20 protein-coding genes (1 of these 20 running past the window's edge) are annotated in these 19,215 nt (G+C 63.5%); 8 read left to right on the top strand and 12 right to left on the bottom strand.

What is annotated here, in order from left to right; translation table 11 throughout:
* Window positions 1-61, bottom strand: the beginning of a protein-coding gene (locus AXF13_RS00665; RefSeq protein ID WP_062251248.1) for a lytic transglycosylase domain-containing protein. It extends 1,601 nt beyond the left edge of the window; the window shows 61 of its 1,662 coding nt (coding positions 1-61); the start codon lies at window positions 59-61; its stop codon lies beyond the left edge, outside the window.
* A gap of 143 nt (window positions 62-204) precedes the next feature.
* On the opposite strand from AXF13_RS00665, the gene AXF13_RS00660 reads away from it, so the two are divergent.
* Both AXF13_RS00660 and AXF13_RS00655 read left to right on the top strand, forming a co-directional pair.
* The gene (locus AXF13_RS00660; RefSeq protein ID WP_062251247.1) at window positions 205-1,008 is read left to right on the top strand and encodes a TrmH family RNA methyltransferase; all 804 of its coding nucleotides are present in this window, start codon (window positions 205-207) and stop codon (window positions 1,006-1,008) included.
* A 290-nt stretch (window positions 1,009-1,298) separates the two neighbouring features.
* Window positions 1,299-1,868, top strand: a complete 570-nt coding sequence (locus AXF13_RS00655; RefSeq protein ID WP_062251246.1) for a GNAT family N-acetyltransferase — start codon at window positions 1,299-1,301, stop codon at window positions 1,866-1,868.
* A gap of 37 nt (window positions 1,869-1,905) precedes the next feature.
* On the opposite strand, the gene fliQ is transcribed toward AXF13_RS00655, so the two are convergent.
* The 8 genes from fliQ to AXF13_RS00615 form a co-directional block, all read right to left on the bottom strand.
* Window positions 1,906-2,175 carry a flagellar biosynthesis protein FliQ gene (gene fliQ / locus AXF13_RS00650; RefSeq protein WP_008683600.1) on the bottom strand — a complete coding sequence of 90 codons (270 nt, stop codon included), beginning with the start codon at window positions 2,173-2,175 and terminating at the stop codon, window positions 1,906-1,908.
* A 153-nt stretch (window positions 2,176-2,328) separates the two neighbouring features.
* Complete coding sequence (fliP, locus tag AXF13_RS00645; RefSeq protein ID WP_190276363.1) at window positions 2,329-3,126, bottom strand: flagellar type III secretion system pore protein FliP; 798 nt, start codon at window positions 3,124-3,126, stop codon at window positions 2,329-2,331.
* A complete protein-coding gene (fliO, locus tag AXF13_RS00640) occupies window positions 3,035-3,658 on the bottom strand; it encodes a flagellar biosynthetic protein FliO (RefSeq protein ID WP_062251245.1) in 624 nt (207 codons plus the stop codon). The genes fliP and fliO overlap by 92 nt, the downstream gene beginning before the upstream one ends.
* The gene (gene fliN / locus AXF13_RS00635; RefSeq protein ID WP_062251244.1) at window positions 3,651-4,235 is read right to left on the bottom strand and encodes a flagellar motor switch protein FliN; all 585 of its coding nucleotides are present in this window, start codon (window positions 4,233-4,235) and stop codon (window positions 3,651-3,653) included. The genes fliO and fliN overlap by 8 nt, the downstream gene beginning before the upstream one ends.
* A 213-nt stretch (window positions 4,236-4,448) precedes the next feature.
* Window positions 4,449-5,102, bottom strand: coding sequence for a flagellar basal body-associated FliL family protein (locus tag AXF13_RS00630; protein ID WP_009303933.1), 654 nt, complete (start codon window positions 5,100-5,102; stop codon window positions 4,449-4,451).
* Window positions 5,103-5,186: 84 nt separating this feature from the next.
* Window positions 5,187-5,906, bottom strand: a complete 720-nt coding sequence (locus AXF13_RS00625; RefSeq protein WP_062251243.1) for a YggS family pyridoxal phosphate-dependent enzyme — start codon at window positions 5,904-5,906, stop codon at window positions 5,187-5,189.
* Between the two features lie 5 nt (window positions 5,907-5,911).
* Window positions 5,912-6,835, bottom strand: coding sequence for a GTPase Era (gene era, locus AXF13_RS00620; protein WP_008683585.1), 924 nt, complete (start codon window positions 6,833-6,835; stop codon window positions 5,912-5,914).
* Window positions 6,836-7,206: 371 nt separating this feature from the next.
* Window positions 7,207-8,802 carry a GGDEF domain-containing protein gene (locus AXF13_RS00615; RefSeq protein WP_062251242.1) on the bottom strand — a complete coding sequence of 532 codons (1,596 nt, stop codon included), beginning with the start codon at window positions 8,800-8,802 and terminating at the stop codon, window positions 7,207-7,209.
* A 291-nt stretch (window positions 8,803-9,093) separates the two neighbouring features.
* On the opposite strand from AXF13_RS00615, the gene AXF13_RS00610 reads away from it, so the two are divergent.
* Window positions 9,094-9,588, top strand: coding sequence for a VUT family protein (locus tag AXF13_RS00610; RefSeq protein WP_062251241.1), 495 nt, complete (start codon window positions 9,094-9,096; stop codon window positions 9,586-9,588).
* A gap of 39 nt (window positions 9,589-9,627) precedes the next feature.
* Here AXF13_RS00610 and AXF13_RS00605 read toward each other — a convergent pair whose 3' ends face one another.
* On the bottom strand, window positions 9,628-10,989 hold the full coding sequence (locus AXF13_RS00605) for a sigma-54-dependent transcriptional regulator (protein WP_062251240.1): 1,362 nt from the start codon (window positions 10,987-10,989) through the stop codon (window positions 9,628-9,630).
* 2 nt (window positions 10,990-10,991) lie between these two features.
* Complete coding sequence (locus AXF13_RS00600) at window positions 10,992-12,449, bottom strand: sensor histidine kinase (protein ID WP_062251239.1); 1,458 nt, start codon at window positions 12,447-12,449, stop codon at window positions 10,992-10,994.
* Window positions 12,450-12,908: 459 nt separating this feature from the next.
* Here AXF13_RS00600 and AXF13_RS00595 point away from each other — a divergent pair, with 459 nt between their 5' ends.
* From AXF13_RS00595 to AXF13_RS00585, 3 genes are read left to right on the top strand one after another with little or no spacing between them, the layout of a single operon-like run.
* The gene (locus tag AXF13_RS00595; protein WP_009303939.1) at window positions 12,909-13,406 is read left to right on the top strand and encodes a universal stress protein; all 498 of its coding nucleotides are present in this window, start codon (window positions 12,909-12,911) and stop codon (window positions 13,404-13,406) included.
* Between the two features lie 38 nt (window positions 13,407-13,444).
* On the top strand, window positions 13,445-13,747 hold the full coding sequence (locus AXF13_RS00590; RefSeq protein WP_062251238.1) for a hypothetical protein: 303 nt from the start codon (window positions 13,445-13,447) through the stop codon (window positions 13,745-13,747).
* A gap of 21 nt (window positions 13,748-13,768) precedes the next feature.
* Window positions 13,769-14,821, top strand: a complete 1,053-nt coding sequence (locus AXF13_RS00585; protein WP_062251237.1) for a sulfite exporter TauE/SafE family protein — start codon at window positions 13,769-13,771, stop codon at window positions 14,819-14,821.
* A 109-nt stretch (window positions 14,822-14,930) separates the two neighbouring features.
* Here AXF13_RS00585 and tgt read toward each other — a convergent pair whose 3' ends face one another.
* Entirely contained in the window at window positions 14,931-16,067 is a 1,137-nt protein-coding gene (gene tgt, locus AXF13_RS00580) for a tRNA guanosine(34) transglycosylase Tgt (protein WP_062254647.1), read from the bottom strand.
* Between the two features lie 819 nt (window positions 16,068-16,886).
* Here tgt and alr point away from each other — a divergent pair.
* A complete protein-coding gene (gene alr / locus AXF13_RS00575; protein WP_062251236.1) occupies window positions 16,887-18,017 on the top strand; it encodes an alanine racemase in 1,131 nt (376 codons plus the stop codon).
* Window positions 18,018-18,169: 152 nt separating this feature from the next.
* The gene (locus tag AXF13_RS00570; RefSeq protein WP_009303944.1) at window positions 18,170-19,078 is read left to right on the top strand and encodes a PilZ domain-containing protein; all 909 of its coding nucleotides are present in this window, start codon (window positions 18,170-18,172) and stop codon (window positions 19,076-19,078) included.
* Window positions 19,079-19,215: the final 137 nt, after the last annotated feature.

The raw sequence follows: 19,215 nt of genomic DNA, 5'->3' as shown, positions 1-19,215 counted from the left end.
AAGCCGCAACCAGCAGCCAGAACGCCCCCGGCGCGCGAAAACTTGTTGTATGTTGTGCCATATATTCACTCCCGTTTACCGCCCGGCTTGCCTTCAACCGGGAAGATGCGTACACAGGCCGGAATGCGCGCCGCGCCTTGCGGCGTCCCTTCCAACCCTGGCCGCCCGTCAGCGGCCGTCAAAATTCTCCAGCCGGAGACGCCCATGAATGATCACTCCGACGACGCCCCGCTCTTGCCGGGGCTGAAACCCGTGCTGGAACTGCTCGCCTCCGAGCCCCAGCGCGTTGATCTTGTTTTCTGCAAAAAGGGCCTGCACGGCCCTGAAGCGCGGGAGGTGCAGAACCTCTGCCGTCAAAACGGCGTACGCTTCAGCCTGGTGGACGGCGCGGCACTGGACCGCCTTTGCCGGGGCCCGCGCCAGGGGCGCGACGCCGTGGCCCACCAGGGGGTGGTAGCCCGCCTGGCCGTTACCGGCTTCTGCGGACTGGAAGAATTGCTGGCCGCCGTGCCCGACGCGCCCCTGCCCCTGCTGCTGGCCCTGGACCAGGTGCAGGATCCCGGCAATGTGGGCACGCTCTGCCGCACGCTCTACGCCTTGGGCGGAGCGGGCCTGCTGCTGCCCCGGCACAACAGCGCCTACCTGGGCCCCGCCGCCCGGCGGGCCGCCGCCGGGGCTTTGGAGCATCTGCCCGTGGCCCAGGTGACCAACTTGGCCCACGCCCTGGACAGCGCCGAGGAAGCGGGCCTGACCATTTACGGCGCGGGCGGCGCGGGCGGCGCGCCCGGCCCCAACAGCCTGGACGCCTTTGCGGACGGCATGCGCCTCCCCGCAGTGCTGGTGCTCGGCAATGAGGACAAGGGCCTGCGGCCCGGCGTGGCCAAACGCTGCGCGCATATGCTGCGCATTCCGCTGGCCCGGCCTTTTGATTCCCTCAACGTGGCCCAGGCCGGAGCCGTGCTGCTGGGCCTGGCCGCGTCGGCACGCTCTCGGGGCTCTGTAGTGTAGTTCGGCGGGAAGATAAAAAACTATAGAGCTGAAATAAAATTAGCCGGAAGTATTCTTTCCCGGACGAACGACGCCCCTAATAAACATGAAAAAAGGAGGACTGTACAGAGTCCTCCTTTTATTTTTTAGTCAATATAAAATGTATATTCTTTCTAAACTTTATCTAAACATTATTTATACGTCCCTCTTTGCGCATTGTACAATAACAAAACAACTGTTAGAGCATGTTGCATTGCCACGGCGACATAACCCATGCGGGCTGAGGACACCACAACGCACGGGGAGGAAAGATGAATATCAGATTGGCCCGGCCTGGGGACAGCGCGGCGCTGCTGCGCATTTACGCGCAATATATCGACACTCCGGTGACCTTTGAGTACACCCTGCCTTCGGAGAACGAATTCGCCGCGCGTATCGGCGCCATTTCAGCGGAGTATCCGTATCTGGTCTGTGAGGAAGACGGCGAAACGCTCGGCTACGCTTACGCCCACCGACAGGCCGAGCGCGAGGCGTATCAGTGGAACGCGGAATTATCCGTGTATCTCGATCCCGCCTCGACCTCGAGGGGCATCGGCGCACGGCTGTACCGCATGCTGCTGGACATTCTGCTTTTGCAGGGCGTCAGAACGGCATATGCCCTGGTCACGCTTCCCAACCGCAAAAGTGAGCGGCTGCACGCCTCTCTGGGCTTCCAGACGCTCACAATCCAGCGCAAGGCCGGTTTCAAAGGCGGCACATGGCACGACGTTGCCTGGTATACAAAAGACCTCGCTCCCCATGACGCCGATCCGCAGCCGATTTTGCCTGTGGAGCGGATCAGTGCGGAGCGGCTGCAACAGATCCTGAACACGCGTCCGTAAGCCTGCCCGGATAGACGCCGCCGCGCACCCGCCCGAATTATCTCACATAAGTGGGGATGTTGATGAACACGTCGCGGGTGAAGGTGATCATCCGCTCCATGAGCCAGGGCAGAGCCAGCAGCAGGGCAATGAACATGCAGACGATTTTGGGGATGAAGGTCAGGGTCATTTCCTGAATCTGGGTGGCCGCCTGGATCACGCTGACCACCACGCCCACGCCCAGGCCCACGCCCAGCATGGGCAGGGCCATCATCAGACAGAGTTCAATGGCCTGGCGGCCGAAACCGATGACGAAATCAGGAGACATCTGGCTGCCCTCCTCGGGAGCGAAAGTTAGAGCATTTTCACAATGAAATTACTCTGTACTGTCAAAATGCCCGGCCTTGTGAAACAAGGACCGCAAGATTTCCATAGGCGGGCTTTGCCCGCCGTAAAGCGCAAATCTCAAGCACAATACACTCTAAAGCAAAAAACTGTTGACCAGCGAGCCCACCAACAGATTCCAGCCGTCCACCATCACAAAGAGCAGGAGCTTGAAGGGCATGGAAACCATCATGGGCGGCAACATCATCATGCCCATGGCCAGCAGCACGCTGGAAATGACCATATCCAGCACAAGAAAGGGAATGTAGATCAGAAAGCCGATGGTGAAGGCCGTCTTGAGCTCGCTGATCACATAGGCGGCGGCCAGCAGCATGGTGGGCACTTCTTCCTTGTTCTTGGGAAGTTCCATCTGGGTGATGGCATAGAAGACCGAGAGGTCCTTCTCGCGGGTGTGCTTGAACATGAAGGTGCGCAACGGGGCCTGGGCCCGGTCCAGCGCCACCTTGTAGTCGATCTGTTCGTTGAGATAGGGTTGCAGGGCCTGATCGTTGATCTGCTTGCCCACCGGAAACATGATGACCACCGTCATAAAAATGGCGAGGCTGGCAAGGATCTGGGTGGGCGGCAGCTGCTGCACGCCCATGGCTTGGCGCAGAAAGCTGAAGACGATGATGATGCGGGTGAAGCTGGTGACCGTGAGCATGATGGCCGGGGCCACGGAAAGCACGGTGAGCAGGAAGAGGATTTCCAGCAGCACCGAGACTTTCGTCGGTTCCGGCGCGCCGCCGGACAGCGTGAGGGACATGGCGGGCAGGCTGAGATCCTGCGCCGCGAAAGCCAGGTCAGGCAGCAGGATCAGCAGGCTTGCCGTCAGCAGGCCCGCCGCGCCGGGCTTCCTCCATGATCTCGTGAAAATCTGCGTCGTGCGGCTCATGGTGCGCGTCTTCCTCCGTCAGAAGGGTGATCTGCTGGTCAGTAACCCCCAGCAGCAACCTTCTATTCAAGAAACGTACCACCATAAGTCCTTTGCGCGGTCCCAGCGGCATCTGGGCCTCCATGACCAGCGCGCCGCGCGGCAGGGCTCCCGGACGCGGCAGAAAATTGAACCGCCCGTAGCGCCGCACCAGCCAGACCAGCAGCCAGAGCACGGCCAGCAGCAAAAAAAGAATGCCCACGGCCTGCATATAGCCGCCCCAACTGAACGAGGTCTGGCCGAGGCTGGAGACGTGGCCGCCCGCAACGGCCTGATTCGCGGCATGATCCGTCGCGCGCTCCACGGCCTGGCCCATGATCCGGCCCGCCTGCTCCAGACCGCGCGCCACATGCTCACCGGCTGCCCGGACCGCGTCCTCCAGGCCCATGGGCCGCGGAACCGCCGCGGCACCGTCCACCACGCCGCGCACCGCCTGGCCCGAAAGGCCGGGGTCAGTCGCGGCGGCCGCCACTGAAACGTACCGGCTAGCCAAGCTGCTTCACCCGCTCAATGGGACTGATGATGTCGGTGAGGCGCACGCCGAATTTCTCGTTGATGACCACGGCCTCGCCGCGCGCCACCAGTTTGCCGTTGACATAGACTTCCAGCGGCTCACCGGCCAGCTTGTTCAACTCCACCACCGAGCCCTGGCCCAACTGGAGCAGTTCATTGATCAGCAGGCGGGTACGGCCCAACTCCGCCGAGACGTCCAGCGGGATGTCCAGGATGAAATCCAGTTCGCGTTTGAGCTTGTTGTCCCTGGGCTGGCGGGACATCTCGGTCATATCCTTGAAGTGGGCGTCCGTGGTCTGGCCGCCGCCTCCCGCGCCCGCGCCGCCGAAAGTGGACGGACCGCTTTTGTCCTCCTCATCCTCGGCCAGGGCTTCGGCCCACTGCGCGGCCAGAGTCTCGTCGTCCACGGGCGAACGCTCCTGGTCCCCGGCGGCGGCTCCGGCGTCCCCGGCCTCAGCCTCCGGCGCTCCGGCATCCCCGCCGGGCTGGCCGGCTTCTTCTTCCTCAAGCTGTGCCGCCCACTGCGCGGCCAAGGCTTCCTGATCGTCCTGCGACATGACGTACCTCGTTATCAGCTCCGTCGCGAGGGTCCGCGTTTGCGGCCCCGCCGGAGCGGCTTAGAGCGCTCTGACATTGAAAATATCCAAACGCTCTGTGCGGATTCTCGCGAAAAATCCGCGCCGCGAACGTATCGCAAGGCAAATTCATTTCGCCGTTACGCGAGACGTCCAAGCGCAAAATACGCTCGCGGAACAAGCACCGGCGCGGGCTTATTCCACCACAAAATCCGTAAAATAGACTCGGATCACGCGTTGCGCGCCCAGAATCTGATTGAGCCGCGCCGCCACTTCGGCCTTGAGCAGCACCTTGCCGTCGGGCGTGGCAATGTCCGTGAAACTCTTGCCCGCCAACAACATGATGACGGCATCGCGGATGCGCGCATTCTGGGCTTTGAGCGCTTCCGACACGTCGGCATTGACTTCCACTTCCATGCCCAGCTTGAGATAACGCCGCCCGCCGGGGTCCGACAAGTTGACCGTGATGGGCGGCAGAGGCAGAACCAGGCCCGCGCTGCGGGGCAGATCGCTCTGGCGCTCGATGCGCGGCGCGTCGGCCGCGTTTCCGGCTGAGCCGGAGACCGGGGCTCCGGACGCGGGCGCGGACGGGACCGGTGTCGAGGCGCCGCCCGCTGCCGCCGAAGGGGCGGGGGCTTCCGTCTTGGCCGGAGCCGGCGCGTGGGCCGCGCCGCTGCCGGGCGTGCGCAGATACAGCCACCAGTACGCGCCAAGGCCCGCGCCGCTGAGCGTCATCAGCAGAATCGCCAAAAGAATGACGAGGCGCTTGGCTTTGGATTTCTTCTTGGGCTTTTCGGCCTGCCCTTCCGGCAGGGCCGGGGCTTCCCTGGCGCTGTCCTTGGCTGCCATATATACTTACTCCGGACGGGTTGAAACCGGCCTGACGGCTCAAGACCGGGCCGGTCTGAATCATGCAGGCTTTATGCCAAACATTTATGTTCTGGGCGGGCGCGGCCCGAAAATATCCGTGCCGATGCGCACCAGGGTGGCACCTTCGGCCACCGCCGCCTCAAAATCCCCGCTCATGCCCATGGAAAGCTCGGGCAGGGGCAGGCCCAGTCGCACGCGCAACTCCTCACACAGGACGCGCAGACGCGCGAAGTGCGGCCGTGCCGCTTCGCCCGCGTCGAAGACCGGCGGCAGGCACATCAGGCCGCGCAGTTCCAGATGCGGGCAGTTCTCCACTATATAATCGGCCAGAACAGGCAGATCTTCAGCCATGATGCCGGATTTCTGCGGCTCGGCGGCCACGTTGACTTCCATGAGCACCGGCTGGCGCGCTTCCAGGACGGCCAGACGCCGTTCCAGGCCGTCAGCCAGCTTGCGTGAATCCAAGGTATGGATCAGGGCGAAGGCCCCGGCCACCTGGGCGGCCTTGCGGCTCTGGACGTGCCCGATCATATGCCAGCGCACGTTCCGGCAGGCGGGCTCGCCCGCCAGTTCCTCGCGCTTCTGCAGGGCCTCCTGCACGTAATTCTCGCCGAAATCCACCTGCCCGGCGCGGGCCACGGCGGCCACGTCAGCGGCCGGATGCAGCTTGGACACCGCGATCAGGGCCACGTCCTCCCGCCCGCGGCCCGCGGCCGCGCAGGCCGCGTCCAGCCGCTCCAGAACACGCGCATAACGCTCGCGCAATACGTCTTCGGCACTCATGCCCGCTACTCCGCCATAAGGCCCAGGTCGCGCAGAAAGGCCGGATCTTCCGTCCAATGCTCGCGCACCTTGACCCAGAGTTCCAGATGCACCTTGCCGCCCACCAGCTCCTGGATGTCCTTGCGGGCCTCGCTGCCGATCTGTTTGATGGAAGCGCCCGCCCGCCCGATGACCATGGCCTTGTGCATGGGCCGGGCCACGTAAATCACGGCGTGGATCACGGTCTGGCCGCGCTCCTCGTCCTCTTCCCAACTTTCCACGTCCACGGCCACGGCATAGGGCACTTCCTGGCGCAGATGCAGAAAGAGCTTTTCGCGGATGATCTCGGCGGCCATGAAACGCAGGGAAGCGGTGGAAATCTGGTCCTCGGGGAACTGCGCGGGCCCTTCGGGCAGTTTGGAGCGGATCAGGGCTTTGAGCTCCGGCAGGCCGTCCCGACGCAAGGCCGAGGTCGGAAAGATGTCGGCCCTGGGCCACATTTCGTTCAGGCGGGTCAGCAGGGGCAGCATCCGGCTTTTGTCGCTGAACAGGTCCACCTTGTTGACCACCACGATCATGGGCCGCTCGTCGCTGGCCAGGGCTTCGGCCACCGGGGCCAGATCCCGGTCCAGAAATTCCGGGTGCCGGATGTAAAGATGGGAATCCAGAATGGGCATGATCACGTCCGCCTGACCGAGGCTCTGCCAGACCGCCTGGATCATGGTTTTGCTCAAACGGCCGCGCACCTGGGTCAGGCCCGGCGTATCCATAAAGATGACCTGGGCCTCCTCGTCAGTGAGAATGCCTACGATCTGATTGCGCGTGGTCTGGGGTTTGGGCGTGACAATGGTCACTTTCTGGCCCAGCAGGGCGTTCAACAGCGTGGATTTTCCGGCATTGGGCGGGCCCATGAGCGCCACCCAGCCGCAACGATAGGTATGATCCGTCATTATCTTCTCCCCGGCGGATCGCGGGCTGTGCGGGGCCGCCGTTAGATATCGTGACCGCGCCGACGCGAAGCGGCGCGAAAACAGACCAGAGCAGATTGACTTTGAGAATTGACATTCTCAAAGTTGACGCTGCCCTCAGCCTGCGGCGGGAACGCGGTCCCGCCTTGGTTTCAGGCGCGGGCGTCCGCTTTCGCAGCCGCCGGAGCAAAGTAATTTTGAAAATTACTTTGCTCTGAGAAAGACGCCGCCCGGCATATGACCGGCACGGCAGGAAGACGGGCGCGGACAAGCCCGGCACGCCTTCCATACGCGCTTCATCTCCCATATCCCACGGCCGGGGTCAAGGCCGGGAGCGCGCGGCAAGGGGCGGTTCAGGCCCCGGCGTGAACGCTGAAGCCGTCCTTGCCCCGCTTCTTGGCCTGGTACAAAGCGGCATCGGCGTTTCTGTACAATGTGGCGAAGTCCTTGCCGTCCCTCGGCGCCAGGGCGATGCCGATACTGGCGGTAATACCGAAGGCGTAGGTCTCCGACATAAAGCTCTTGCGCAGGGCCGCGCCCAGCTTAGATGCCTTCCGCTCCACCCAGGCCCTGCCGGGCACCGGCAGAAAGGCCGCAAACTCGTCGCCGCCGATACGGCCCGCGATATCCGTGTCTCTGAACTGCCGCTTCAATTCCAGGGCAAATTCGCGGATGACCATATCGCCCACGGCGTGTCCGAAATCGTCATTGACCCGTTTGAAGTCGTCAATATCCAGCATAAAAAAGGCGAAGCGGCGGTCCTCGGTCTTGCATGCGGCCAGAATCTCGCTGATGTGCTGTTCCGTGGCCGCCTTGTTGTACAGGCCGGTCAGCGGGTCCAGCCGGGCCTGGGCGGAGAGCCTGCTTTCCCGCCTTTTTTCCTCGTCGATGTTCTGGCGGAAAGAAAAAATCCGTACGGATTTGTCTTCATCCCAGAAAAAAATGCGGGCCGTGATGCGCAGCCAGTAATACGCCTCGCCGTCATCAGTGGAAAGCATGACTTCGCAGACCTGGCGATCCGTGCCGTTGGCGTGGGCCGCAAGCACATTGTCCGACAAGAAGGCGTCCAGATACCGCTGCCGGTGCTCGGCCTTGATCTGCTTTTCAGCCACATGATGCAAAAAGCGGTCGTAGGGGGCATCGCCCGGCAATCCCAGGCTTTCGAAATAGGCGCGGGTTTCCTCGTTGGCGGCGCAATTGTGGGTCATATCCATCTCATAGATATTTTCATACAGACCCTTGGCGGCCTCCATAAGTATCTGCTGATACTGGTATGCCTTCCAGTGATGCTTTTCCTCGTCGATATTCTGCCGGTAGACGATCATCCGCACGGACTGGTCGAAGGGCAGAACAAAGATGCGCGCTATGATGCGCAGCCAGTAATAATTCTTGCCGTCCTCGGAGATCATGAATTCATAGCGCAGGCTGCGCACGCCCTCGCGGTAGGTCCGCAGAACCCTGTCCGGAGAAAAGGTGGCCAGATAGCCACGGCGGTCCTCTTCCCGGATCTGCCGGGCCGCGATATGCCGCAGGGCCTCCTCGAAGGGCGTGTCGCCGGCAATGCCCAGCCGCTCGAAATAATGACGGGTTTCCTCGCTGTCCGCCCTGTCGCGGGTGACGTCCACCTCATAGATGCTTTCGTACAGGCCCTTGGTGGCCTCAGTGATCAGCTTTTGGTATTCCAGGCTCCGTTCCATGCTTTCCTGGCGGAGCCTGGCGTTCCGGTTCCGGCTGTGCGCCAGGAGCAGAAAGCCCATCAGCAGCAGCCCGCAGCCCCCCGTCACAAACAAAATGAGCTGGGCGTCGTCGTTCATGGCGACCGGCGGCGTTTTGCCGGAACTGAGCAAGGAATGCGCGAAAGGGAAAAGGGCCATGCCCGCAAGCGGCAGAAACAGCAGAACAAGCAGCGTCCAACCGTGTGCCCTCAACCATGCGCTGAATCTTTCCAAGACGACGCCCTCTTTATGATGCCCTGCGGCGATCCCGGCGGCCATGTCTCGCGGAAAGAGCTGCGACAGCGTCGGATACGGAAGACAGCCCCGCGGATCATGCCGCAGCAACGACCAAAACCCGCTGCCGGACGGGGTGAATTCCGGTCCGGAAAGGCCGCGTTCCCCTCAGCGGCAACGTAACGCCCCTGTTTTCCGCACTCATTAAGTGTATTCCTTGCCCCGTCCCTTGTCCATATGACGCGCCGCTCGCTCTTGACGGCGCGCGGCGCTCCGCATAGTCTGCGCACCATGTTCTCGCTGTTTACCTACATAGCTCTGATTGTGGGCGTTAATTACGCTTTTGCCGTGACCCCGCTCGTTCAGCTGCCCAACGGCGACCTCTGGCCGCCGGCGTCGCTGATCGTGGGTTTTGTCTTTGTAGTGCGCGATTTCGCCCAGCGCCGCGTGGGGCACCATATTCTCTGGGCCATGCTGGCGGGCTGCGTGGTGAGCTGGTATATGGCCACGCCCCAACTGGCCGTGGCCAGCGCGGTGGCCTTCGCCGTGGGCGAACTGGGCGACTGGGCCCTGTTCACCTTCACGCACAAGCCCTTTTCCCAGCGCATCCTGATTTCAAGCCTGCTGGGCGCGCCCTTGGACAGCCTGGTCTTTCTGCTGTTCCTCGGCTTGGCGACCCCCTGGTCCATCGGCATCATGAGCCTGTCCAAGCTGGCCGGTTCCTTTCTGGTCTTTTTCCTGGTGCGCCGCCGCGAACGCCGCGAGGCCGGGGCCGAAGCCGCCTGATCCCCGCCACGGCCTTTCCCGCGCCTCCCTTCCCGGAGGCTACAGTCCGTAACGGCTGAGCTTGCGCCAGAGCGAAACCCGGTTGATGCCGAGAATCCGCGCGGCTCTGGTCCGGTTGCCGTCCGCATAGTCCAGAACCCGGAGGATATGCCGCTTTTCGTTTTCCTCCAGGCTTTCCGGCCGTTCTCCCGCTTCCGGCCCGGCTCCGGCAGCGGGCAGCAATTCCCCGCCGAGTTCCTCCGGCAGATGCGCCGGGGTGATCCGCTGCCCGTCGCTGAGCACCGCCGCCCGCTCCATGAGATTGCACAGCTCCCGCACATTGCCGGGAAAGAGATAGCCTTCCAGAACGCGCAGGGCCTGGGGCGAAAGCTCCGGTACGGGCAGGCCCGCGCGCCGCGCGCCCGTCTCCAGAAAAAAATGCGCCAGCAGGGGGATGTCCTCCCGCCGTTCCGCCAGGGCGGGCATGCGCAGGGTGATCACCGCCAGCCGATAGTAAAGATCCTCGCGGAAATTTCCCCTGGACACTTCCAGCCGCAGATTGCGGTTGGTGGCGGCCAGTACGCGCACGTCCACCTCAATGTCCCGCGTGCCGCCCACCCGGCGGATGACGCGTTCCTGCAGGGCGCGCAACAGCTTGACCTGCATGGCGGGCGACATTTCCCCCAGTTCGTCCAGAAAGAGCGTGCCGCCGCAGGCCGCCTCGAAAAGCCCCGGTTTACGGCGCACCGCCCCGGAAAAGGCCCCCTGCTCGTGGCCGAAGAGCTCGCTTTCCAGCAGTTCTTCCTGCAAGGCCCCGCAATTCACGGCCAGAAAACGTCCCCCGGCCCGGCGGCTCAGGGCGTGAATGGAACGGGCGGCCAGCTCCTTGCCCGTGCCCGTGTCGCCCAGGATGAGTACCGAGGCGTCCGAGGGGGCCACCCGGGCGATGGTCCGCTTGAGCTCGCGCATGACCGGAGCATCGCCCAGCAGCAGCGGCCCTTCGCGCGTTTCCAGCAGGGAGCGCATCCGGGCCACTTCCAGATACAGACGGCGTTTTTCCAGCGCCCTGGCCACGAGCAGGCGCGCCTCGTCCAGTTGGTAGGGCTTGGCCAGATAATGGTACGCGCCCTTGCGCATGGCCTCCACGGCGGTTTCCACCATGGGATAGCCGGTGACCACGATCACTTCAGTGCCGGGAAAGCGCGCGCGGACACGCTCCAGCAGTTCCAGCCCGCCCATGTCCGGCATGATCAGGTCCGTGAGGACCAGATCGTATTCCCCGTGCTGCAGCATCTCCAGCGCAATGCTCCCGCCCCCGGCCTGGGCCGTCTCGTGCCCGTCATGGGCCAGAACGCGGGCAAGATTGGCGCGGGCAATGGCCTCGTCGTCCACCACCAGAATTTTCGCCGCGGCTCCGTTCATCTTTATTCCCCCTTGTGCGCGTCCAGCGGCAGTCGGACGGTGAAACAGCTGCCTTCGCCTTCCACGCTTTCCACGCTGATCGTGCCGCCGTGCCTGCGGATGATCCCGAAAGCCACGGAAAGCCCCAGGCCCGTGCCTTTGCCCACGCCCTTGAGCGTGAAAAAGGGATCGAAAATGCGTCCCAGGCCGGCCTCGGGGATGCCGTCACCGCTGTCGCGCACGCGCAGCACGGCCTGGGCGGCGGCCTCGTCGCGCCGGGCCGTTACGGAAATCCGTCCGGGCAGGCGGCTGACGGCCTGGACGGCATTGAGCAGCAGATTGATGCAGACCTCCTGCAAACGGCGGCCGTCGGCGGGCAGCACGAGATCGGGCGGCACGTCGATGTCGATGCGCAGGCCGGGCGGGGTTTCACCGGCCACCAGGGCCACGGCCCGCCCCACCACGTCCGCCAGGGCCACGGGCTTCAGGCTGAAGTCGGACTGGCGCGCGAAATCCAGCAGGCCGCGCACGATGTCGCGGGCGCGGAGCACTTCCTGATGGATGTTGCGCAGCATTTCCGCCGGGAATCCGGCGTCGCCGCCGTGCGCGCCGCTCTCGCGCAGCAACTGGCAGGACGTGAAAATATTGTTCAGCGGATTGTTCAGCTGGTGGGCGATGCCCGCGGTGAGCACCCCCAGGGAAGCCAGCTTTTTTTCCTGCACGAGCTGGTTCTGGCTGCTCTCCAGTTCACAAATCATATGATTGAGCGCCTCCAGCACATGGCGGCTTTCCGCCTCGGCCCCCTCCAGAGGCAGAGGGGAAAAATCGCCCTTCACGACCCTGGTGGTGGCCTTCTCGATCAGCCCCAGGGCGTGCAGAATGCGCCGCCCCATCAGCCAGGCCAGGAAAAGCCCCACACCCAGCAGCGCGGCTGTGGAGAAGACCAGTTGCCGCCGCAGCGCGGAAACGATCTCAAGAATATGACCGCGCAGCCGTCCCACGAGCAACTGGGTGTCGGCAACCAGATCCTTGCCCAGCATGCGCACATTCTCCGCCTGCGGATCATGGGGAGAGCCGAGCGCCCGGAAACCGTCGCGGTAGGCCTCCATCCGGACGAGCAGCCCGGTCAGCCGCGCCCGGCCGGAGCCCAGAGTGCCGCCGGGCAGATCCGCCCCCGGCTTCCTGCGCAGAAGTCCACGGGCCCGGCTGATGACCTGGTCCACATAACGCAGACTTTCCCCCCTGTCCGCGCCGAGGCCGTACAGCAGGTAGTTCTTTTCACTGCGCCGGATTTCCAGCACGTCGCTCTGCAGGTCGTCCACGCCTTCGGCCAGGGCCAGGGTTTCCTCCAACTGCCGCAGATAATAATAGGAAACCGCCCCCAGCGTCCCCACGCCCACCAGAGAAAGCACGATGCCCAGCAGCACCTTGTGCCGTATGCTTCTGCCGAATGAGCGCAAGCGCCGCTTCATGCCCTTCATGACGTATCCCCCTGCGAGCCGGTGCGGTCCGGGTCGTCGGGCGACGCGCCCGCGCCGGATGCCGTGCCCCACCGGATGCAACTTGCAACGTTCCTGCCAAAACCGCCGGGATGCCCGGCCGGGATGCCCGGCCCCCAAGCCCCGAAATCCGGCGTTTCCGAAAACCGGGGCGCCGGGCTCCACTCCCCGGCCGCCGCCACGGCGTTACACTCCGGAACAGCCGTTGCAATATTCAACATATAAAATATGTTAATATTTTCACATTATTACCTGAAGCAAATCCGCCCGCTGCGTTACATTCCGCAACGCCGCCACCGGGCCATCCGCCCGGCTCTAAAAAATTTCTCATGGAATAACAGCTTGATACAAAAAATCCGGACTGGCACGCTCTTTGATATACCGGAAACAGACACGCGGCGACACAACGGCCCGCCACACCGCAAACCCGGAATGACTGCCATGAGCGTGAAAAACATCCCTTCCCCCCTGAGTCTGAAAGGCATGGCCCGGCTGCGGGAACGCATGGACGACCTGAGCGAGGCGCTGGCCTATGCGGACGCCGGGGAAACGGATCTGGCCCGCGAGGCGTACACGCGCGGCAGCGGTCATCCCAGAGTGGTGCTGGCCGTTTCCCGGCATGAGCACTGGAGCCGGGAACTGGCCGCCAGCGCCCTGGGGCTGGCGCAGCGTCTCGGGGATGCCCTCGTGCTGCTGAACCTCACCCCCCGGCCCGACCGGGCCTTCATTTCGCGGGCGGATTCCGCCGCCGAGCCGTGGCTGCGCCGGGCTTCCGCCGAAGGCGTTCCGGCCCGGCACCACATCCAGCCGGGCGGCATGGACGCCGTCAGCGACGTTGTGCGGGACATGGGCCGGGTGGACATGGTCATCTGCGCCCTGCGGGACGGCGTCCGCCTGCGCGGACAGCTTTCCATACCCGTGTATTGCGTCAGGGTCTGAACAGCTCCGCTTTCATCCATACCTCAAAGGAGGACATCATGCATATCACCGGACACGCCTCAACCATCGGCAAAACCCTGCTCTTCGGCGCCGCCAGCGCGACCCTGTACGTTCTGCTTTACTTCTATGCGGACGCTCTGGCCGCCTTCTGTTCCCAGGGCGGCGTCAGCGCCTCGGTCCCCATCGGCATCGCCCTGCTCTTTTCCTATGTGCACGGCAGCTTCGCGGCCAACCTCTGGCGGCTGCTCGGCGTGACGGCCCACACGGCTCCGGCTCCGGCCCCGACCTGCCCCGAGGAGGAAGAATCCGTTCTGTCCCTGCGCACTCCCGCGCACGCCTGACATCGGACCGGGGAGAAGATTATGGACCTGTTCGCGCTTGATTCCGCCAAATTCATCGACCTGAATCTGGTTACCGTGGGCTTTCTTTTCATTGTCGGCTTTATCGGCGGCCTGGTCAGCGGCTTCATCGGCTCGGGCGGAGCCTTCATTCTCACTCCCGGCATGATGGGCCTGGGTGTGCCGGGCACCGTGGCCGTGGCCAGCAATATGTGCCACAAATTTCCCAAGGCCCTGGTGGGCGCGCTGAAGCGCTTCCGCTACGGGCAGGTGGACGTCAAGATGGGGCTGGTCATCGCCGCCTCGGCCGGGGTGGGCGTGCAGTGCGGCATCGCCATCCAGCGGCATATCCTGGAACGCTGGGGGCAGGCCGGTTCGGACCTCTACGTGAGCCTGGCCTTTGTGGCGGTGCTGTTCAGTGTGGGCGGCTATGTGCTGCATGACGCCCTGCGCTGCAACCGGCGCAACGGCGACTGCGGCGGAACGCCCGCTCTGGCCCGCCGTCTCCAGGCCGTCAATCTGCCGCCCATGCTTACCTTCCGGCGCTCGGGTCTGCGCATCTCCCTCTGGTTCACCCTGCCCGTGGGCTTTGCCACCGGCATGCTGGCGGCCACCATCGCCGTGGGCGGTTTCATCGGCGTGCCCGGCCTGATCTATGTGCTCGGCGTGCCCGGCCTGATAGCCTCCGGCACGGAACTGGTGACCGCCTTTGTCATGGGTCTTTGCGGTTCCGTCAACTGGGCCCTGCACGGCATGATCGACATCCGTCTGGTGCTGATCATCCTGGGCGGCTCGCTGCTGGGCGTGCAGCTGGGGGCCATCGGCACCACCTATGTGCGGGAAAACATGATCAAGCTTGTCATGGGCACCATCATGCTGATCGTGGCGGTCAGCCGGGTCATAGCCATCCCGTGCTATCTGGAGCGCCTGGATGTTCTGACCATGGCCCCCGGCCTCCAGACCGGACTGAAGACCGCCAGCTTCATCTGCATGTGCCTGGGATTGCTCAGCGGCGCGGCCCTGATCCTTGCCGCCATGTGGCGGGGACGCGGAACGGCCGCAGCTCCGGCCGCCTGAGTGCGCCGCCCCTCAGCCTCGTGAGGGGAGCCTCCGCGCGCGAAACCGCCGGAATTCTCACTGCCTGTCGTGAGGATTCCGGCGGTTTTCCGTCTTCCGCAAAACGGGTTCAGACTCCGGCGGCCTGGGCCGCCTCCTCGGGATAGAGTCCTTCCATTCCGGCCAGGAAGGCTCCGAAACGATTTTCCAGCACGGCCTGCCGGGCCTCACGAGCCAGACGCAGAAAATAGGTCAGGTTGTGCAGGGAATTGAGCCGGAAGGAGAGCAGCTCCTTGCTCACATAGAGATGGCGCAGATAGGCCCGCGAAAATGTCCGGCAGGTGTAGCAGCCGCAGGCCGGGTCCAGGGGACCGTCGTCCTCGGCATATTCCTTGCGCTTGATGTTCACCTTGCCCAGCGAGGTATACAGCGTGCCGTTGCGGGCGTTGCGCGTGGGCAGCACGCAGTCGAACATGTCCACGCCCGCATGGATGCCGTGGGCGATGTCCAGGGGCGTGCCCACGCCCATCAGGTAGCGGGGCTTGTGCGACGGCAGCAGGGGGGCCGTATGGTAGAGCAGGTCGTACATTTCCGCCTTGCCCTCGCCCACGGACAGGCCGCCGATGGCGAAGCCGTCGAAATCCAGGGCGCAGATTTCCTCCACCGAGCGACAACGCAGATCCTTGAAAAAACCGCCCTGGGTGATGCCGAAAAGCAGATTGGAGCCCGTGCCCGCCGGATAGGCGGCGCGCGCCCGCGCGGCCCAGCGGGTGGTCAGGGCCAGGGAGGTTTCCGTATAGGCGTAGTCCGCGCCGTAGGGCACGCACTCGTCCAGCACCATCATGATGTCGGAATTGAGATTGCGCTGGATGGAAATGACTTTTTCCGGGGTGAACAAATGGCGCGAGCCGTCCAGATGCGAACGGAACTCCACGCCCTCCTCGCGGATTTTGCGCAGGGAGCTCAGGCTGAAGACCTGAAAGCCGCCGCTGTCCGTGAGCACGGCTCCGGGCCAGGAGGCGAAGCCGTGCAGGCCGCCGTGCCGGGCCACCAGCTCGTCGCCGGGCCGCAGATAAAGGTGATAGGTATTGCCCAGAATGATGGGCGCGCCGATGGCCGCCAGATCGTCGGGCGCAATGGCCTTGACCGAGCCCACCGTGCCCACGGGCATGAAGATGGGCGTGGGGATGACGCCGTGGGCCGTGCGCAGCAGCCCGGCGCGGGCCGCGCCGTCCGTGTGTTGCAGTGTAAAAACGGGTTCAGACATGGCGCGCAGCCTATCCGCAAGCGCGCCGCGTTGCAAGGCCCGCCGGACTCCGGCGCAGGGCAGACGCATCTAATTCCAGCCCTTGCAGGCCCCTTATCTGCCGTGATGATCCGTCAAAACCAGCCTTTTGTGCGCTGGCTGCGTCACTTGGCGCTTTTTGCTGCTCATGTACTTGAGTACATTCCGCGCAAAAAGTGCCATTTTTCTTGCCAGCGCGCAAAAATCTTATTTTTTAGGATTCTCCCGGCACCAGCCATCCGCCTGCGCTTCGCTCCGGCGGAGCAAAGATGGCTTCGCTTTTTTTGTTCGTTCCCCGATCTACCGGGGAATAAAGACTTTTTAGATGCGTCTGCCCTGGACTCCGGCGCGGACGGCCCCCTTAGAAGCCGCCAACGTGTACACATAACTATTGTAACGGGCTGATACGAATCATGGAGTCTCCCCGCGGCATTGAGCGGAGCCTCCTTTACTCCGCCGAAGCGCAGCGCGGGCGGCCGGCAGGCCTCCGCCCCGCCCTCCCGCCGCAAGGCCGCGAGGCGACACGCTTTTCCTTGTGCCGCACGGGCAATGTTGTTATGTTGCCTTTCTAAAAGTTGTCTAGTGTCTGATTTGAAAAGTCAGACCCGTAAAACCCTACGGGGTTTGCGGCGGCTTAGCCGCCGTGAGCAAGCCGAAAACTCCGTTTTCGGCGAAGCGATCTTACCACTTGAGACAGCGTCTTCAGTGGTACATGGTACCAGAGGTTTTCCCGAGTCGGGCGGCTTCTCCCGGTCCTGACGGACCGCCGCCTTCGCAGAGTTGTCTGTTCCGGAGCATTTCATGAGCTGCTGCGCCTTTACGCCGTCCCGCTGCCACATTGATCTCGCCGCTCTGCGGCGCAACTTCGCGCGTCTGGGCGAACCCGGTTCCATCATGCCGGTCGTCAAGTCCGACGCCTACGGCCACGGCCTGCTGCCCGTGGCCCGCGCCCTGGACGGGGCCGGGGCCCGGCGCTTCGCCGTGGGCACCGTATGCGAAGGCGTGGCTTTGCGTGAGGCCGGGCTGGGCCAGACCATTGTGCCGCTGATGGGCGCCATCAGCCGCGAGGACTGGCAAGCCGCCGCCGCCCATGATCTGACGCCCCTGCTCACGGATTTTGAGGACATCGAAAAAGCGGCGGCCTGCTGCCCGGCGGACAGGCCGTTCCGGGTGGCCCTCAAATGTGAGACCGGCATGAACCGCCTGGGCTTTTCCGCCGAGGAACTGCCCGCGGCCCTGGAAAGCCTGCGCCGCTTCCCGCGCCTCGCGCCCGTGCTGGCGCTCTCGCACCTGGCCTGCGCCGACATGCCCGACGAAACGGCCTATACCCAGGCCCAGGCCGAGCGCTTCGCGAGCATGTGCGCCGTCCTGCGCGAAGCCTTTCCGGACATCGCGCGTTCCCTGGGCAATTCCGCGGGGGCTCTGGGCCTGCCTGAAAGCCGCTATGAGGCCTGCCGTCCCGGCCTGGCCCTCTACGGCGGCAACCCCTTTGCCGGCACCGCCTGGGAAGCGCGCGGCACGGGCCTGGAGTGGGTCATGAGCGTCAGCTCGCCCGTCCTGCAGGTACGGCAGCTCAAAGCCGGGCAAAGCGTCTCCTACGGGCGCATTTTCACCGCGCCCCAGGCCATGACCGTGGCCGTGGTGGCCGCCGGTTACGCCACGGGCTTCGCCCGCGCCCTTTCCAACCGCATCGACCTGCTGATCAACGGCCGCCGCGTTCCGCAGGTGGGGCGGGTCTGCATGAGCATGCTGATGGCGGACGTCTCCTCCCTGCCGGACGTGCGGACCGGCGACACGGCCTGGATTCTGGGCGGCCCCGCCGCGCCGGGCCAGCGCCCGGTCAGCGCCCAGGAAATGGCCGACGAACTGGGCACTATTCCTTATGAGATCCTCTGTCTGATGGGCAGCACCAATCCCCGCGTCTACAGCTGAACATTACCCGCATTGACGGCAAAGTGTGAGTATTTCCTCCGATATTTGACAAGTGGGCAGCCTGCCCATATTGTCTCTTTGATGGCGGCCCACCTCCACTGAGGAGCGTCGGCCGTTCGGGCACGGACGCCGCATCCAAGAGGAAGAACAAAATGCCCACATGGGACTCAATAAAAAATCTCTTCAAAACAGCCGCAACCCATCAGCCGCGCCCATATGCCGTTATCCACGCCGCGTTCAAGCACGATGCGGGAGTCAGTCTGTTTTTCGTGGACCGACAACGACAATTGGAAAATGTGATCTGCTACATCAAGTCCGTCAAAAAAAACCGCATTCTTCTCAGATCCCGTAAAAATTTCCTTCCCGATATTCTTAACAATGAAAAATGCAGCATCTATTTCAAGCTGCCCTACGATGTGATCGTCAACGATCTCAAGCTGCCCTCGGCCACGGCCCGTTACGGTTTTTTGTGCAAAAGCCGGATCATCAGCAACGGCATTAATAAGGAAACCAGGGCCTGCGAGATCTCCATCTGCATGCCCGACCAGTACATTCAGCGGGAGTTACGCAAATACGAACGGGTCTATCCCAGTCTCGGCATGGTCAAGGCGGCCGGACTCTGGCTGCCCTTCAGCCGCCTGCCTGAAAACCAGCTTCAGTTCGGCACTCCGGACTTCATGTACCGTGAAGGCTGCCCTTCCCAGCTGCGCCTGGTCAATATCTCCGCCGGCGGTGCCAGAGTGCAGCTGGACAAAGTAGAATTTCTTGAAGAATTCAACAATATGGACGGCAAGCAGGTCATGCTGCTGGTCTCTCTGTGCAAAGCGGGCAACAAGCACTTCAGCGTGCTGGCGGTCTGCAAGTGCGTGGAAAGCACCTACAGCATCATTCTGCGACGCCTGACCCTCCGCCTCCAGTTCAGACAGCTCTGGGAATGCTCCGAGGAAGACCCGAACCAGCGTTGGCGGCCCGTGGACAAAGAGGGCGTGCCCGCCATTCTGGACTGGATCAATAACGATTTCTGCATCCTGATGGAGAAAAGCGGCGAGCAGATGATCTGACGCCGCACCCCTTTCCCGCCTCCCCCTCCTCCTCCGCCTCCCGTTACGCCGCCCGCCGGGCTTGACAGCCCGCCTTGCCGCCTGTATACAGCGTGTTCCTTGCTCGCGCCGGGCGCGCGGGCTGCTAATCCAAAAGG

This window comes from Desulfovibrio fairfieldensis (genome assembly GCF_001553605.1).
In the GTDB taxonomy this organism is placed as follows: Bacteria; Desulfobacterota; Desulfovibrionia; order Desulfovibrionales; family Desulfovibrionaceae; genus Desulfovibrio; species Desulfovibrio fairfieldensis.
This window is presented reverse-complemented; position numbering and strand designations above follow the sequence as displayed.